At 62.2% G+C, this 15,996-nt stretch carries 14 protein-coding genes; 8 read left to right on the forward strand and 6 right to left on the reverse strand.

Features of this window, described 5'->3' with window-relative positions:
- Positions 1-150: 150 nt before the first annotated feature.
- The 3 genes from JC607_RS01035 to JC607_RS01045 are packed head-to-tail and all read right to left on the reverse strand — an operon-like array spanning position 151 to position 2,498.
- Complete coding sequence (locus JC607_RS01035) at positions 151-963, reverse strand: 3-methyl-2-oxobutanoate hydroxymethyltransferase (protein WP_198835074.1); 813 nt, start codon at positions 961-963, stop codon at positions 151-153.
- A 30-nt stretch (positions 964-993) separates the two neighbouring features.
- The gene (locus JC607_RS01040) at positions 994-1,305 is read right to left on the reverse strand and encodes a MocE family 2Fe-2S type ferredoxin (RefSeq protein ID WP_198835075.1); all 312 of its coding nucleotides are present in this window, start codon (positions 1,303-1,305) and stop codon (positions 994-996) included.
- Positions 1,306-1,364: 59 nt separating this feature from the next.
- The gene (locus JC607_RS01045; RefSeq protein WP_198835076.1) at positions 1,365-2,498 is read right to left on the reverse strand and encodes a fatty acid desaturase family protein; all 1,134 of its coding nucleotides are present in this window, start codon (positions 2,496-2,498) and stop codon (positions 1,365-1,367) included.
- A gap of 156 nt (positions 2,499-2,654) precedes the next feature.
- On the opposite strand from JC607_RS01045, the gene JC607_RS01050 reads away from it, so the two are divergent.
- From JC607_RS01050 to JC607_RS01080, 7 genes are all read left to right on the forward strand, one after another.
- Entirely contained in the window at positions 2,655-3,695 is a 1,041-nt protein-coding gene (locus tag JC607_RS01050; RefSeq protein ID WP_198835077.1) for a LacI family DNA-binding transcriptional regulator, read from the forward strand.
- A 441-nt stretch (positions 3,696-4,136) separates the two neighbouring features.
- Positions 4,137-5,246, forward strand: a complete 1,110-nt coding sequence (locus JC607_RS01055) for a phytanoyl-CoA dioxygenase family protein (RefSeq protein ID WP_370584718.1) — start codon at positions 4,137-4,139, stop codon at positions 5,244-5,246.
- A gap of 72 nt (positions 5,247-5,318) precedes the next feature.
- Complete coding sequence (locus JC607_RS01060) at positions 5,319-6,263, forward strand: sugar ABC transporter substrate-binding protein (RefSeq protein ID WP_198835078.1); 945 nt, start codon at positions 5,319-5,321, stop codon at positions 6,261-6,263.
- 61 nt (positions 6,264-6,324) lie between these two features.
- A complete protein-coding gene (locus tag JC607_RS01065; protein WP_198835079.1) occupies positions 6,325-7,443 on the forward strand; it encodes an ABC transporter permease in 1,119 nt (372 codons plus the stop codon).
- The gene (locus tag JC607_RS01070) at positions 7,443-8,222 is read left to right on the forward strand and encodes an ATP-binding cassette domain-containing protein (protein ID WP_198835080.1); all 780 of its coding nucleotides are present in this window, start codon (positions 7,443-7,445) and stop codon (positions 8,220-8,222) included. Before JC607_RS01065 ends, JC607_RS01070 begins: the two co-directional genes overlap by 1 nt.
- 9 nt (positions 8,223-8,231) lie before the next feature.
- Positions 8,232-9,422 (forward strand): Gfo/Idh/MocA family protein, encoded by a 1,191-nt coding sequence (locus tag JC607_RS01075; RefSeq protein ID WP_198835081.1) that lies wholly within the window; start codon positions 8,232-8,234, stop codon positions 9,420-9,422.
- An 87-nt stretch (positions 9,423-9,509) separates the two neighbouring features.
- Positions 9,510-10,271, forward strand: coding sequence for a sulfite exporter TauE/SafE family protein (locus JC607_RS01080; protein ID WP_198835082.1), 762 nt, complete (start codon positions 9,510-9,512; stop codon positions 10,269-10,271).
- On the opposite strand, the gene JC607_RS01085 is transcribed toward JC607_RS01080, so the two are convergent.
- The 3 genes from JC607_RS01085 to JC607_RS01095 form a co-directional block, all read right to left on the reverse strand.
- Positions 10,268-11,140, reverse strand: coding sequence for a MurR/RpiR family transcriptional regulator (locus JC607_RS01085; protein ID WP_198835083.1), 873 nt, complete (start codon positions 11,138-11,140; stop codon positions 10,268-10,270). The two genes, JC607_RS01080 and JC607_RS01085, sit on opposite strands and share 4 nt — an antisense overlap.
- 119 nt (positions 11,141-11,259) lie before the next feature.
- Positions 11,260-12,654 (reverse strand): YncE family protein, encoded by a 1,395-nt coding sequence (locus JC607_RS01090; RefSeq protein WP_233092516.1) that lies wholly within the window; start codon positions 12,652-12,654, stop codon positions 11,260-11,262.
- Between the two features lie 61 nt (positions 12,655-12,715).
- On the reverse strand, positions 12,716-14,986 hold the full coding sequence (locus JC607_RS01095) for a FepA family TonB-dependent siderophore receptor (RefSeq protein ID WP_198835084.1): 2,271 nt from the start codon (positions 14,984-14,986) through the stop codon (positions 12,716-12,718).
- 281 nt (positions 14,987-15,267) lie between these two features.
- Here JC607_RS01095 and JC607_RS01100 point away from each other — a divergent pair, with 281 nt between their 5' ends.
- Complete coding sequence (locus JC607_RS01100; protein WP_198835085.1) at positions 15,268-15,996, forward strand: response regulator transcription factor; 729 nt, start codon at positions 15,268-15,270, stop codon at positions 15,994-15,996.

Here is a 15,996-nt window from a genome sequence, read left to right on the forward strand (position 1 = left end):
TGCGACTTCCCCGGAACGCAGCGGTCTCTGACAGCCCCGGCATAGCAAGATCTCAAAGAATTGCAATACGGATTGCCAATGGTAAATACTGGCAATCCTGTGTTGCGATGCCGGCGATGGCAGGTCAGGGAAGGTCAGGGCCGCAAGGTGTCACAGCCCGACCTCAGCACGGAAGGCGGCAAGTTCGGCCGCGGTATCGGCGACGTTGTGATGTGGAGCGGGATAGGCGCCCTGGTTCACATCGGCGACAAATTCGCGGAAAGCCGAGATGCGTTCCGCCTGCAACCGCGCGAATTCGGCGGCGAAATTGCGGTAGCTTTTGGCGTGGCGCGGCTTATGGCCCGTGGTATAGCCCAGCACGTCTTCGGCAAAGAGATATTGCGCATCGGCATAGGGACCGGCGCCCATCCCGAGCATGACCAGCGGGGAGTTTTCGGTGATGATCTTCGCCACCCCGACCGGAACGACCTCAAGCTCGGCGCCGAAACAGCCGATCTCTTCCAGCCGTTTGACGTGATCCCAGACCGCGCGGGCGCTGGCGGCGGTCTTTCCGACCGCGCGGAAGCCACCGGTCCAGGTCGCTTGCGACGGGATCAGCCCGACATGGCCGACGACCGGCACGCGGTTGTCACAAAGCGCTTTCTGGATCTGCAGGGAGGCCGCGCAATAAAAGCAATCGCCGCCTATTTTGGTGAACTGAAAAGCGGCGCGCAGGTAATCCTCGGCGGTCACCAGGTCTCCGGCGGGGCCATAGGGCAGGCCGATCTGCACAAAGCAGTCACCCGCCGCCTCGCGCATCTCAGGCGTGAAATACTGCCCCTCGATCGACAGGAGGTCGACCCCCGCCGCTGCCGCCGCCGCCGCCTCATCGGGCGTGGTGACAAACAACATCGAGAGCTTGCGCCCCTGCGCCTTCATCGCGCGGATATCGGCAACGGTCGGTCTTGTGCTTTTCTGAACCATGATGTCCCCCGGGGATTTCTGTGCGTGATCTCAGTCGATCAGAATTTCGACCTGGCCGTTTTCAACCCGGGTCTGCCAGGTGTTGAGGTTCTTGCAGGCCGGCAGCCGCACCGCCTCGCCGCTTCGATAGTCGAACTGGCCGTTATGTTTGGGGCATTCGACAACGTAATCCATCACCAGCCCATCGGCGAGATGGATCGCCTCATGGGTGCAAAAGCCGTCGGTGCAGAAATAATCGTCATCGGGGCTGCGATAGATCGCATAGCTGCGACCGGCGTGATCCCAGCGGATCAGGTCTTCGGTGTCGATGTCATCGGCCGAACAGGCGGCAATCCAGGGCATGTCTTCTCCTCCAAAGATATCTGGCAATCGGGCGGGATGGGAGCGGGTGTCCGGCAGGGCTATTCGGCGGCGACCGGACGCGCCTGCGCGTCATAGCCTGCGATGCCGGGGGTGGGGGCACCAGGTTCCAGGTCGCCGTGATATTCGGCGCGGTAGGGCTGGGCGCTGGCGGGCAGCTCGCGCTTGACGAACCAGTCGGGGTTTTTGAACTGACGGATCAGGGTCGGGATGATCTCGCGGTAAGCCGACAGGATCGAGGGATGCGCGGGTGGCATGTCATGTTTCACCAGCTCATGCATCCGGGGCAGCGCGTGATAGGGCACCATCGGGAACATGTGATGTTCGACATGGAAATTCATGTTCCAGTAGATGAAGCGCGAGATGGGGTTCACATAGACGGTGCGCGAATTCAGCCGGTGGTCGAGCACGTTTTCCGCCAGGCCCAGATGCTGCATGTAGCCGGTCATCACCATATGCCAGCTGCCAAAAAGGATCGGCAGACCCACGACCATGAAGGGCAGGATCGACTGCATCCAGAAGGCCAGCGCCGCGACGCCCAGATAGATCACCGCCCAGATCCGGGCGATCAGGAAGGCGCGTTTGCGCTCGGGCTCCGGCACGAAGGATTTCGTGGTTTCGGGCATATAGCCGGCGATCAGCTGCAACGTGGTTTTTGCATTGCCCCAAAGCTCGAAGATCCCGAAGAAATTCAGGATCAGCCGGGCGACGACCGCCGGGCGCATTGCGATGATCTCGGGGTCATGGCCGACGATGATCGTGTCGGTGTGGTGGCGGGTATGGCTCCACCGCCAGGTCACCGGATTGCGCATCATGCAAAAACAGGCGACCTGATAAACCGCATCATTCATCCAGCGGGTTTTGAACGCGGTGCCATGACCGCATTCATGCCAGCGTGAGTCCATCGCCGAGGCATAGAGCACGCCGTAAATCAGCCAGAAGGGCGCCGACCACCAGGACGGCCAGAGCCAGATCCCCGCGCCCGCCGAGGCGATCATCACGCTGAAAAGGATGATCGTGTCGCGGATCGCGGGCTGATCCGACCGTGTCATCAGCTCTTTCATCACCTTGCGCGGCAGGTCGGTGTGATACCACTGCGCCGAGACGAGACCGATCTCCTCGGCCAGCCTGGCATCGCGCCCAAGCAGCGCGTAATCGCGGTTGGTATGGCTCATGACGTGATTCCCCTCCGGCACAGCGACGGTATCTGACCTCAGACCTGCGGCCTCTCCCGATCGTATTGCAACGAAAATTGCCGTTTTTCAGATTCGTTTATTGCAATTCACATCAGAATGATGATGGGTAATGATGGTTTTTGATGGATTTTGCCGATGCGCAAACGTGTGACGATCACCGATCTTGCCCAGGCCGCCGGGGTTTCCACCGCGACCGTCGACCGGGTGCTGAACGGGCGCAGCACGGTCAGGCCGGCGACGGCGATGCATGTGCTTGAGGTCGCCCGCGAGATGGGGTTTCACGCCGCGCCGCTGCTGGAGAAACGCCTGATCGGTGAAAAGGAAAGCCTGACCATCGGGCTGGTGCTTTTGCCGACCGAGCCGGAATTTTACCGCCAGTTCCAGGCCGAGGCCGAGGCGGCAGCCCTTGCGGAAACCGGCCTGCGGCTCCGTATCGTCACCGAATATGCCGCCAATTCCAGCCCCGCCGCCAGTGTTGCCGCGCTGGAACGGCTGGCGCCGAAAGTGCAGGTGATCGGCCTGGTCGCGGTGGATCACCCGCGGGTGACCGAGACGGTGGCCGATCTGCGTGCAAAAGGCATCCCGGTGATCGCGCTTTTATCCGACCTGGCCCAGGGGGTGCGCCATGCCTGTCTGGGGGTCAATAATCTCAAGGTCGGGCGGGTGGCGGCGGCGATGCTGGCGCGGGGCGTGCCGAAAGGGGCAGGGGGCGCGCTCGCGCTGTTTGTCGGCGGCCAGCTCTGGCATGGGCATGAGCTGCGCGAGACCGGGTTTCGCAGCTATATCCGCCGTGAGCGGCCGGATCTGGTCCTGCTCGATACCCAGATCAATCTCGACACCGATGATCTGACCTATGAGGCGGCAATTGCGCTGATGGCGCGGCACAAATCGCTTTGCGGCATCTATTGCTGCGGCGGCGGGCGCAATGGCGTGATCCGCGCGGTGCGCGAAGAGCGCCGCCATGGCGAGATCGACGTGATCGCCAATGAACTGACCGAGACCACCAGGCGCGCGATGGCCGAGGGCATCGTCTCGCTGGTGATCGACACGCCATTGCGCGAGATCTGCGCCTCGCTGGTCACCCTCGCCCGTCAGGCGGTCAGGGGCGAGGCGGTGGCGGAGGGCCGGGGCCAGGTTTTCCTGCCAATGCGGCTGATCCTGCCCGAGAGCATCTGACGGCGGCGGGCTGCAATGGGCCCTGAGCCTGCCGCCAGGAAGCAGGATTGAGCGGGCTTTGCGGCGGATCGAATCAAAGGCCGGGATGTGCCGGGCCCGGTTTTCTGCAAGGAAAATTGCAAAACCGCAATCGAAGCCCCCGCTGCTGCCCTGCGGGTGGCTTTCCTCGGGTAAGGTCGGAAAATTCAAATTCTCCAAAAAGATACATCATTTTTTCAGGTCAGAACCCCGCCCGCGCGCCAGATGCATCCGTTCGGATCAGGGCAGATTTCTGAATTAAAGGTTGACACACTCAAATTTCTGCAATCAATATTGCTAAAGTAATCAGGTTGCAATTTTACAGAAGCAGACAACCGGCATCGCGTGGAGGACGCGGGGCCGGCACGGTCGGCTGATGTCTTGCCGCCTGATCCGACAGGTCGACGGTGAAGGGAGAGCATCGTGAAGGATTTGGTCCCCGAGATCAGTCTTGAAGAGTTTCGCGCTCAGGTGGAGACGGTGACCACCATCGAGCATTGCCCCTCGGCCATCGCCATTGAAAAGAATATTCCGATCTATGATGGCGCGCGTGTCAGCGCAGAGATTTCACGCGAATGGGCGCGGGTGATCGGCGAGGGCGCCGGGGTTTTCGTGGTCAAAAACGCCTTTGCCGACAGGGGCGCGATTGATGCGGCCTCGGATGCGTTCCGCGCCATCATCGCGCATGAGCGTGAGACCGGCGTCGCGGCAGGCGATCATTTCGCCAAGGCCGGTGCCAATGACCGGATCTGGAACAGCCTGCAAAAGCTTTGCCTGCATGATCCGGCGGTTTATGCGCGCTATATGGCCAATCCGGTGATTGATATTGCCTGCCGCGCCTGGCTTGGGCCGGGCTATCAGATCGCGACCCAGGTGAACCAGGTCCGCCCCGGCGGCAAGGCCCAGGCGCCGCATCGCGACTATCACCTCGGTTTCATGTCGCCGGATCAGATGGCGCAATATCCGGATCATATCCACGCCACCGGCCCGACGCTGATCCTGCAAGGCGGTGTCGCGCATTGCGATATGCCGGTCGAGAGCGGCACCACGAAACTGCTGCCGCATTCGCAGCGCTTCCTGCAGGGCTATATCGCGGCGACCCGGCCGGAATTCCGCGACTATTTCGAGGCGGCCCATGTCCAGCTGCCGCTGGAAAAGGGCGATGCGATCTTTTTCAGCCCGGCTTTGTTCCATGCGGCGGGCGAGAACAAGACCACCGATGTCGTGCGGATGGTCAACCTGATCCAGACGGCAAGCGCATTCGCCCGCCATATGGAGGCGATCGACCGCACCGCCATGTGCCGCGCGGTTTTCCCGCATCTCGCAGCGCTGTCAGCCGAGGGCCGGCATGCGGTGATCGCGGCCACGGCGGATGGCTATCCCTTCCCGACCAATCTCGACACCGATCCGCCGATTGGCGGTCTTGCGCCTGAAACCCAGCAGGATCTGCTGGCGCGCGCGGTGTCTGAGGGCTGGGACGCCACAAGGCTCGACGCGGCGCTGGACGCGCAGGAGGCAAAACGCCGACCCTAACACCTGACAAACCAGAATCCGCCATGGCTTCCGGCGGTCACAGAGGGAAGCCGCAAAGGGAGGACTACCACAATGAAATCAATGCTGAGATCGGTCGCAATCGGGGCGGTTCTTGCGGTGACCGCTATGGTCAGCTCTGCAAAGGCAGAAGGCGAGCAATTCGTCTGGATCAGCCATGGCCCGGACAGCGACAGCTGGTTCAACGTGATCAAGAATGCGATCAAGATCACCAATGAGCAGATGGGCGTGAACACCGAATACCGCAATCCGGCAACCGGCGATCTTGCCGATATGGCGCGGATCGTACAGCAGGCCGCCGCCGCCGATGTTGACGGTATCATTGTCACCATCGCCGATTACAATGTGCTGGAAGGCCCGATCAAGGACGCCGTCGCCAAGGGGATCCCGGTCGTCACCGTGAACTCGGGCACCGTCGAGGAAAGCAAGAAGCTTGGCGCGCTGCTCCATGTCGGCCAGCCGGAATATGAGGCGGGTCTCGGCGCCGGTCAGCGCGCGAAAGAGGCCGGGATCACCACCTTCCTTTGCGTGAACCACTATATCACCAACCCGCAATCGGTGGAACGTTGCCGTGGCTTTGCGGACGGGATCGGCCAGGAACTTGGCAGCCAGATGATCGACTCGGGCATGGACCCGTCGGAAGTCGCGAATAAGGTCAAAGCCTATCTGACCGCAAACCCCGATACCGGCGCGATCCTGACCCTTGGTCCGAATTCGGCCGAGCCGTCGATCCGTGCGGTCAAGGAACTTGGCCTCGATGGCGAAATCTATTTCGGCACCTTTGACCTTTCTGCCGAAATTTCGGCGGGCATCAAGGATGGCACCATCAATTTCGCCATTGACCAGCAGCCTTTCCTGCAGGGTTCGGTGCCGATCCAGGTCCTGACCGCCTATGTCCGCTACGGCGTGGCACCGTCGAACTCGGTCTTCACGGGTCCGGGCTTCGTCACCAAAGAGAATATCGACTTCGTCGAGTCGCTCGCCGGCGAATATCGCTGATCTGGTGCAGGGCCGGGGCCCAAAACGCACCCGGCCCGTTTTACCTGTGGGGATTATCCAAATGACAGAAGCCGTCCAGGCTCAAAAAGACGAGCGCGTCAAAACCGTCTCGCCCTGGCGCCGCGCGCTGATCCGGCCCGAGCTGGGCGGCATTTGCGGCACCATCCTTGTCTTCCTTCTCTTCGGGGCAATTGCCGGCGATTCCGGCATGTTCAAAGCCGAAGGGATCATGAACTGGACCGTGGTCTCCGCGCAGTTCATGATCATCGCGGTCGGCGCCTGCCTCCTGATGATCGCGGGCGAATTCGACCTTTCGACCGGCTCGATGATCGGCTTTTCCGGCACGGTCATGGCGATCCTCTCGGTTCATATGGGCTGGCCGCTCTGGGCGGCAATCCTGTTCACCTTTGGCTTTTGCATGCTGATCGGCGCGCTGAATGGCTGGCTCGTGGTCAAGACCGGGCTGCCTTCCTTCATCGTGACGCTGGCGTTTCTCTTCATCCTGCGGGGTCTGACCATCTGGGGCTCGGTCTATTTCACCCGCCAGACCATCATCGGTGGCGTGGGTGAAAAAGCCCAAAGCGACTGGCTTGCGCCGGTTTTTGGCGGCAAGATCCTGACCGGATTTTTCACCTGGATGGGCGAGGCGGGCTGGATCGCGACCTTCACCCGGGGCTCTCGTGCCGGGCAGCCGGTGGTTGACGGCATCCCGATGCTGGTCGTCTGGGCGCTGGCGCTGGTGATCCTGGGCCATCTGCTGCTGACCCGCACCAGGTTCGGCAACTGGATCTTTGCCGCCGGCGGTGACGCCCAGGCCGCGCGCTATGTCGGTGTGCCGGTGAACCGGGTGAAAATCTCGATGTTCATGTTCTCGGCCTTCTGCGCCACGGTCTTCGCCACCTGCCAGGTGATGGAATTCGGCTCGGCCGCAGCTGACCGCGGGATGCTGAAAGAATTCGAGGCAATCATCTGCGTGGTGATCGGGGGCGCGCTTCTGACCGGCGGCTATGGATCGGTGATCGGCGCGGCTTTGGGCGCTGTGATCTTCGGGGTCGTGCAACAGGGCCTGTTCTTTGCCAATGCCGAAAGCTCGCTGTTCCGGGTCTTCCTTGGCGCCATCCTTTTGGTCGCCGTGATCATGAACACCTATATCCGCCGCATCATCACGGGAGAACGCTGATGACGACTCCAATCGTGGAAATGCGCAATATCAAGAAGAACTTCGGCCATGTAATCGCGCTGAACGGGGTGTCCTTTGATGTGAAGGCGGGTGAATGCCATTGCCTGCTGGGCGATAACGGCGCCGGGAAATCGACCTTCATCAAGACGATGTCGGGGGTTCACCGGCCCTCTTCGGGCACGATGGTGATCGAGGGGAAACCCGTCACCTTTGAATCCCCGCGTGACGCTATGGGGGCGGGCATCGCCACCGTCTACCAGGATCTCGCGATGATCCCGCTGATGTCGGTGGTGCGCAACTTCTGGATGGGGCGTGAGCCCGAGAAAGGCATCTGGCCCTTCCGCAATCTCGATATGAAAAAGGCCGAAGAGGTCACCATGTCCGAGATGAAGAAGATGGGGATCAACCTGCGCGGCCCGGATCAGGCGGTGGGCACCCTTTCCGGGGGCGAACGCCAGACCGTCGCCATTGCCCGCGCCGTCTATTTCGGGGCGAAAGTGCTGATCCTTGACGAGCCGACCTCGGCTCTGGGCGTGCGCCAGACCGCGAATGTGCTGGGCACCATCGACCGGGTCAGGAAGCAGGGCATCGGCGTTGTGTTCATCACCCATAACGTGCGCCATGCCATGGCGGTGGGGGATCGTTTCACCGTGCTGAACCGGGGCCAGACTTTGGGCACCGCGACCAAGGGCGATGTCGATGCTGCGCGCCTCCAGGATATGATGGCGGGCGGGCAGGAGCTGGCCGAGCTGGAATCCTCGCTGGGCGGCACGATTTAAGGAAAAGCGATGAGCTTTACGGACAGAAGCAATCTGCGTCAGCCCCCTCTGGGGCGGCGCCTTCGCCTTGGCTTTGTGGGCGGCGGGCGGGGCGGGCTTGTGGGCAGCTGGCATTTCTCGGGCGCGCGGCTTTCGAACCATTTCGATGTCGTGGCCGGGGCACTGTCTTCCCGCCCCGACACTGCGGCGCTCTCAGCCGCCGACTGGGTGATCCCGGCGGATCGCAGCTATACCGATTACCGCGAAATGGCGCGGGCCGAGGCCGCCCGCCCTGACGGGATCGACGCGGTGGCGATCTGCACCCCGAATGACAGCCATGCGGCGGTGGCGATTGCCTTTCTCGAGGCCGGGATCGACGTGATCCTGGATAAGCCGATGACGGCGATGCTGCCGGATGCCGAGGCGCTGGTGGCAGTGCAGCAAAAGACCGGCGTCAGCCTGACTATGACCTATCCGTTCTCGCATCACGCCATGGTGCGGCAGGCCCGCGCTTTGGTCGATGAAGGGGCGCTAGGCCGCATCGCCCAGGTACATGTCGAATATCTCCAGGACTGGAACCTGGCGGCGCAGCCCGAGAGTGGCGCGCCCTGGCGGCAGGATCCCAAACGGGTGGGCCGCAGCTCGATCGTGGGCGATATCGGGACCCATGCCTATCACCTGCTGCACAGCGTGACGGGCCTCGACGTGGCCAGTCTGCGTGCCGATATGTTCACCTGTGGCGGCGCGAAACCGCAGCCGGATACCGCCCATATCGGGCTGAAGCTCAGCAATGGTGCGCCCGCGACGATGCAGCTTTCCAATGCGGCGGTGGGGCAATATTGCGCGCTGCGGATCCGGGTCTGGGGCGACAAGGGCGCGCTGGACTGGGATCAGGAAAAGCCCGAAGAGCTGCGTTTCACCCCTGCCGAGGCCGAAGAGCGTATCTTCCGCAGGGGTGCCGCCCAGGGCATCCGCCCGGCAGCCGAAGCTCTGATCCATCTGCCGCGCGGCCATGGCGAGACGCTGACCGATGCCTGGGCCAATCTTTACGCCGAGGCCGGGATCGTGATTGCCGCCCGCCGCTCAGGGCGCGATCTGGGTCAGGCCTCGACCAGGCTCTCCGGTGTCGCAGACGGGCTCAGAGGCATGGATTTTGTCGAAGCCTGCGCCGACAGCCATGAGGCGGGCGGCATCTGGACCCAGATGGCGGATCGCGACTGATCCGCCGCTTTCATGTGGCCCGCTCCCTGGTCACATGATGGCCCGGCGTTCCCCCGCGCCGGGCCAGGCTTTTGATATGGTGACGAAATGCCGATCCTTGACACGCCTGCCGCGCTGATCGCCACCCTGATCGCGGTGATCCTTGTCGGGCTGTCAAAGGGTGGTCTTGGCGGCATGAGCCTTCTGGGCGTGCCGATCATGGCGATGGTGATGTCGCCGGTGACGGCGGCCGCGATCCTGCTGCCGGTGCTGGTGGTGATGGATGTGGTCAGCGTCGCGAGCTGGCGCAAATGGGTCGACTGGCGGCTGATTGCGCTTTTGATGCCCGGGGCGCTGGCGGGGATCGGCATTGGCTGGTTCACCGCCGAGATGGTCTCGGATGCCGTGGTGCGGCTGATTGTGGGCGTGGTGTCTGCCGCTTTCGTGCTGCGCGTCCTCGCGCAGCATCTGATGCGGCGCGAGGTGCAGCCGCGCGGTCAGCGCCCGGCCCAGGCGCAGTTCTGGGCCGCGATCGCGGGCTATACCAGCTTTGTCGCCCATGCCGGTGCGCCGCCATTGCAGATCTATATGATGCCGCTGAAGCTGGATCCGAAGCTTTACACCGGCACTTTGGTGATGTTCTTCGCGATCACCAATGCGCTGAAACTGATCCCCTATTTCGCGCTTGGCCAGTTCGGGGCCGAAAACCTCACCGCCTCGGCGCTGCTTTTGCCGCTTGCGGTTGTCTCGACCTGGGCAGGGGCCTGGGCCGTCCGGCGGATGCGGGCCGATATCTTCTATCAGCTGACCTATGTCTCGGTCGCCCTGGTCGCGGTCAAGCTGATCTGGGACGGGATCGCGGGGATTTAAGTCCCGGTCACGGTCGGAATACGGGGCGCCTCGACATTTTGCTGCACCCGCGCTGCCACCGCGACCGTCAGCGCCTGCGCCAGACACATTGGCGCCGCCAGCGAGCGCGAGAAGGTGTAATCATGTTCCGGCACCGGAAACAGCACGGTCGCCGATTTCGCCAGTGGTGACAGCGTGCTGTCCGAGATCGCCACGATCCCCACTCCGCGCGCGCCCGCCTCTTCGACGATGGACACGACCTCTTTCGCATAGAACCGGAACGAGACTGCCATCAGAACATCCTTCGGCCCCATGGTGCGGGCGACATAGGTCGAAAGACCGCCTGCGGAATCGAGGAGGATGCAGCGTTTGCCGATCATGGTCAGCTGGTAGCGCATCAGCTCCACCACCGGGAGCGAGCGCATCTGACCCACAAGGTAGACCGTCTCGGCCTCCTGGAAGAGGGTCGCGGCCTGGACCAGATCTTCCTGGCGGATATCGTTCAGCATTTCCTGCAATGAGGCGATATCGCGCACCACCAGATCGCTGAGGAAGCTCAGCTCTGAGCGCCCGCCCGAGGTGTGCAGCTCGGTTTCCAGCAGCTTGACCCGGGCCTCGAACCCCGGCGCAGCGGTTGCAAGGCGGCGCTGGAACAGCGCCTGCAGCTCTTTAAAGCCCTTATATCCCAGGGCCTGGGCAAAGCGCACAAAGCTGGACGCATGGATGCCACAGCGCTCGGCAATCGCATTGACCGATTGCACCGCGACCTCATTGGGGTTCTGGGTCAGGAAAACCGAGATCCGCTGATAGGTCTTGCTCATCTGATCATGGCGCTCATGGATGAGGCGGATCAGCTCTTCATAGTCTTTCGGCGGCGTCATATCGGTCATGCGGAGGTCTCCCGCCAGCATTTTGCAACAGGTTTTGCAAAAATCCAAGAGCCATTGCAGATCTGGCAGCCGCGATGCGGCGCCCCGACCACAGCCGGGGCGCCGTTGTTCTTGCGGTATTATTGCGCCGGCGTCAGGCGCCAGAGATTGTCGCCGGTCGGATCGTCTTCGCCGCGCGCCTTGTTCACCGCCCAGATCCGGCCCTGGCCATCGGCGCGGAGCTGGTTGGTCGCGTTGCCGGCGTCCAGATTGGCGAGGATTTCGCCCTGTCCATTGACCACAGTGATCGTGCCCGCGCCGCGATTGGCGATATAGGCGGCTTTCGAGACCGCGTCATAGGTGACGTTCAGCGGCTGCGCGCCGACCGCCACATCATGGATCACCTCGCCTTTGGCGACATCGACCACCAGCACATTGTCCGATTGCTGCGAGACAACGAAGGCAAGGCCCTGGGCCGCGTCATAGGCCACACCAGCGGCGCCTTTGGCCCCGGGCAGCGCGATCACTTTGACATCGCCCGATTTCAGATCGATCACGGCAAGCTCATTGGTGCTCATCGAAACATTGACCAGGATGCCCGAGGTCGGGTCGATATCCAGCGCCATCGCCGACCATGCGCCGCCGCGCTCGCCCGAAGTGATGGTGATCGGTGCCAGCTTCTCCAGCGTTGCGGTGTCGAACACTTCGATATTGCCGGTGCGGGTGGCCGAGGCATAGGCCCGGCCATTCGCCTCGTCGATCACCACATCGCGGGCATGGTTGACCGAGCCCGGCGCGAATTGCCGGACCAGCGAAAGGTCGGATTGCTTATAGACCGAAATGGTGTCCTGCCGGGTGTTTGTGACCCAGACGTTGCCATTCACATCATCCACACCCACGCCGTAAACCGCAAAAAGCCCGGCATCTTCGCCATTTTCACGCGCGGGCGCTGCTTCGGGTGTGACCTGGGCCAGCTGTTCCAGCGTATTGGCATCGAGCTTGGTCAGCGCCGATTGTCTGACCGGCGGGCGGCCGACCGCCGAGGTCACGAACACCGCATCCGAGGCTTTCGAATAGGCCACCTGATAGAGGCCGCGCGTCACCGGACCATTGGCGATGGTGAATTTATCCGCGCCCGAGAGCGGCACTTCGGGCGAGATTTTCAGCGTCACCACCTCGGCGGCGGCGGGCTTCTCGGCAATGACCAGGATCGGCTGCAACCCGGTTGCGGCATCGGCATCGACGTCAAGCTCAAAGCTGAATGCGCCTTCGGCATCGACCAGCAGCGGGCCGTCGGCGTTCAGGACATTGGGGCCGCGCATCAGGGTGATTTCCTGATCGGGGATCAGCCCTTCGCCCGAAATGGTGACCTTGCTGCCAGTATAGACCGGTGCGCCGCGCTCGGAGCTGGCGGCGCTGACGCGGCCCTGGAAATCCCGGACCGGGGTGAAGACGCTATCGGCTGAGACCGGGCCGGCCAGCAGAATCGCAAGGGTCGAGGCGCTGAGAAGCGGGCGGAATGCTTTGGAAAACATGATGTTTCTTTCTGACAAGAGGGTGCCCGGCCGGATTATCCGGCCGGGACATTTGCATCGCTCAGAAGGATTTGGTCAGGCCGACATAGAAGGCACGGCCGGGCTCGTTGAAGGTGTTCGACCCACCGCTGGTCTCGGTGCGGTAGATTTTCTTGTCCAGGAGGTTGGTCACACCGGCGGTCATGCGGGCGGTCTCGGTGACATCCCAGTTCATGCCGATATTGAACAGGGTGTAGCCGCCGCGCTCATTGGGGTCGGTGGTGACCGCATTGGACACAGAGCTGATCGCCGAAGGCTGGATCGGGCCGTAATGGGTGGCGCCGAGCGAGAAGCCCAGATCGTCACGGGCCTGCCAGTCAAGCGTGGCATTGATCGTGTAATCGGGGACCAGCGAAAGCGGCTGGCCGGTCGATTTGATCTTCGAGTCGATCATATAGGTGACATTGGTGTTCAGCGAGATCGTGTCGCTGAGCCGGGTGGCAAAATTGCCCTCGATCCCCTCGACCACAGCCGGCCCGGTGTTTTCCCAGCGGAACAGGCGGTTGGTGGTGGCGCCGGGGTTTTCCTGGATCTGGCCCGACTGGATCTTGTTCTTATAGTCATTGTGGAAATAGGTCAGGCTGGCATTGATGCCGTTATCGCCCTCATAGGCGAAACCGATTTCCTTGTTGACGCTGATTTCGGGGTCAAGATCGGGATTGCCGACCACAAAACAGGGGCCGGTCAGACGCACACCATTGACCCAGGGGCAGCCATTGCCGTTGGTCGTATAGACATAGCCCGGGTTCAGCTGGAACACGTTCGGCGTCTTGAAGGCGCGGGCGATGCCGAGCTTCATCTTCCATTCATCACTGAAACGGTATTCAGCATTCAGGCTGGGCGAGGCATTGCCGCCAAAATCGCTGGAATAGTCGTAGCGCAGGCCGGGGGTGATGATCAGATTGTCCGACCATTCGATATTCGCTTCGGCATAAAGCCCGATGCGGTTCATCGTGAGCACCGGGTCACGGCTGGCGGCATTGTTGATCAGCGTCGGGTCGGTGATGGTGCCGGGCAGGCTGGTGACGATCGAGACCGGATCGTCGATCTTTTCACGGCGGAATTCACCGCCCAGCGTCACCGTCGCGCCACGGCCGAAAAGATGCATCGGCAGGATCCATTCCGACTTGGCGGTGATGTTCTCCAGCGTGATGGTGCGGAAGGCAAAGCTGTCATTGATGCCATCGCCATCGGCATCGGCACAATAGCTGATCCGGCCCTCGCCTGCTCCGGCGACGCCTTCACAAAGCCGCGTATTGGTGGTGTTTTCCAGCTGGATAAAGCTGTTCGACGTGCCGAAATCATAGTCGCCGCGATGGGTGATCGCGAAGGTACGGCGGTACATCTTATTGGTTTCGGTGCCGATAAGCCCCAGGTAATCCTCGACGATATGGGGCTGGGTGGCCGAGTTCGCCGGCCAGCTGCCAAGCTGCGAGTCGCCGGCGAATTTATTGCCCTGGCGCGAGAAATTCATCTCGAAATCCAGCTCGTGGTTCTCGGCGACCTTCCAGGTGGCCAGCGCGCCGATATCCTTATTCGAAACACCTTCTTTACCGGCCAGAGGTGTCCCGCCGGTCGCGGTCGGCGGGTTGAGATCGGCCGCATCACCATTGGTCTTGTTATAGCCGCCGAAGATCCGCAGGCTGAGCCTCTCGCCCACCGGCCCTGCCAGCATGAAGGAGCCGCGATAGCTGTCGCCTTCCTTGCTGTTATTGGGCGCGGTGTAATGCAGCCCGACCTGACCGGTAAAACTGTCAGGGCGTTTGGTCACGATATTGACCACACCGCCCGAAGCACCCGAGCCGTAGCGCGCTGCCGCCGGGCCGCGAATGACTTCGATCCGCTCGATCAGCTCTGCCGGAACCCAGTTGGAATCGCCCCGGGTGTCGCGCTCGCCATTGCGGCCCATCTTGACCGCATTGCGCGAATTGACCGGTTTGCCGTCGATCAGGATCAGGGTGTTTTCCGGCCCCATGCCGCGCAGGTCGATCTGGCGCTGGTTGCCGCGCTGCCCGGACGCCGAGGCCCCTGTCAGGTTGACGCCCGGCATCTTGCGCACGACTTCCGAGATGTCATTCATCACCGGGGTTTTTGCCAGATCTTCGGCGGTGATGGTCGAGACGCCGAGCGCCTGTTTGATCTGGTCTTCGGCCGAGAGAACGATGGTGCCAAGTTCGACCGCCTCGTCCTCTTCCGTGCCCGACTGGGCAAGGGCCGGGGTCACCGAAAAACCGGTGGAAAGCAGCAGAAACAGCGCCGTGCAGGATGCAAGGCGCGATGAATGGGACTGCATCACAAGACTCCGTGGAATCGGGGTTTCTGGCTGGCTGAATGCGGGCTTTGGCCCGGTTCATGCCGCGACACCCGGGCGGGGCAAGCCGTTTGCGACAGAACTGTCGCGAACTGTCTCTGGCTGACGGGTTTCGCCGGGATTGTCCTGGAAATTCAGTCAGGAATGTGACAACCTCGCCACGTTGTCCGGGCCGGTGGTCGGGTTTACTATGGGTTTGGCTCCGGTCGGAGGAATCTCCTGGACATCATTCCGGAAGCCGAGGCTCCGGGGGCCCCTGGCGAATGCAGAAGACATCCATACCGAAACTGCTGGTGGTCGATGACGCCGCCGATATCCGCGATCCGCTTTGCCACTATCTCGCGAAGAACGGGGTGGAAGCGGTTGGCGCCGCATCGGCGGATGAGGCGCGGGCGGTTTTGCACGATGAAACGATCAGCCTCATCATCCTTGATCTGATGATGCCGGGCGAAGACGGGTTAAGTTTTTACCGCGCGCTGATGAACAGCAGCACCGGGGCGCGCATTCCGGTGATCATGCTGACGGCGCTGCACAGTGACGCCAATAAGATCCGGGGCCTCGATCTGGGCGCTGATGATTATGTGACCAAACCCTTTAATCCGCGCGAGCTGTTGTCGCGCATTCATGCCGTTTTGCGGCGGGGCAGCCTCGCAAAACCCGGGCCGGCGCGGGAAAGACGGCGTTTTGCCGGGATCGTGCATGATCCTCAGCTACAGGCGGTGCTGCTGCCCGACGGGGCCGAGGTCGGGCTGACCTCGGGCGAGAACCGGCTGCTTGAGGCGCTGCTTGATCATGCGGGCGGCGTCCTGAGCCGCGAGGACATCGCAAAGCTGATCAGCCGAAAGGGGGATACGACGACGATGCGTGCCGCCGACAATTGCATTTTCCGGCTGCGGCGCAAGCTTGGGGACAATGCGCGGGCGCCGAAGATCCTCCTGACCGACTGGGGTGGCGGCTACCGGATCGTGGACGATGTCCGGCCGGACGGCTGA

It is taken from the genome of Paracoccus sp. IB05, assembly GCF_016405985.1.
In the GTDB taxonomy this organism is placed as follows: Bacteria; Pseudomonadota; Alphaproteobacteria; order Rhodobacterales; family Rhodobacteraceae; genus Pseudogemmobacter.

What these genes read in the sequence shown, in the direction of transcription:
- JC607_RS01075 (WP_198835081.1), top strand. Translation starts at nt 8,232, where the DNA reads ATGAGCTTTACGGACAGAAGCAATCTGCGTCAGCCCCCTCTGGGGCGG.
- JC607_RS01040 (WP_198835075.1), bottom strand. Translation starts at nt 1,305, where the DNA reads ATGCCCTGGATTGCCGCCTGTTCGGCCGATGACATCGACACCGAAGAC.
- JC607_RS01095 (WP_198835084.1), bottom strand. Translation starts at nt 14,986, where the DNA reads ATGCAGTCCCATTCATCGCGCCTTGCATCCTGCACGGCGCTGTTTCTG.
- JC607_RS01070 (WP_198835080.1), top strand. Translation starts at nt 7,443, where the DNA reads ATGACGACTCCAATCGTGGAAATGCGCAATATCAAGAAGAACTTCGGC.
- JC607_RS01065 (WP_198835079.1), top strand. Translation starts at nt 6,325, where the DNA reads ATGACAGAAGCCGTCCAGGCTCAAAAAGACGAGCGCGTCAAAACCGTC.
- JC607_RS01045 (WP_198835076.1), bottom strand. Translation starts at nt 2,498, where the DNA reads ATGAGCCATACCAACCGCGATTACGCGCTGCTTGGGCGCGATGCCAGG.
- JC607_RS01090 (WP_233092516.1), bottom strand. Translation starts at nt 12,654, where the DNA reads ATGTTTTCCAAAGCATTCCGCCCGCTTCTCAGCGCCTCGACCCTTGCG.
- JC607_RS01085 (WP_198835083.1), bottom strand. Translation starts at nt 11,140, where the DNA reads ATGACCGATATGACGCCGCCGAAAGACTATGAAGAGCTGATCCGCCTC.
- JC607_RS01060 (WP_198835078.1), top strand. Translation starts at nt 5,319, where the DNA reads ATGAAATCAATGCTGAGATCGGTCGCAATCGGGGCGGTTCTTGCGGTG.
- JC607_RS01050 (WP_198835077.1), top strand. Translation starts at nt 2,655, where the DNA reads ATGCGCAAACGTGTGACGATCACCGATCTTGCCCAGGCCGCCGGGGTT.
- JC607_RS01035 (WP_198835074.1), bottom strand. Translation starts at nt 963, where the DNA reads ATGGTTCAGAAAAGCACAAGACCGACCGTTGCCGATATCCGCGCGATG.
- JC607_RS01100 (WP_198835085.1), top strand. Translation starts at nt 15,268, where the DNA reads ATGCAGAAGACATCCATACCGAAACTGCTGGTGGTCGATGACGCCGCC.
- JC607_RS01080 (WP_198835082.1), top strand. Translation starts at nt 9,510, where the DNA reads ATGCCGATCCTTGACACGCCTGCCGCGCTGATCGCCACCCTGATCGCG.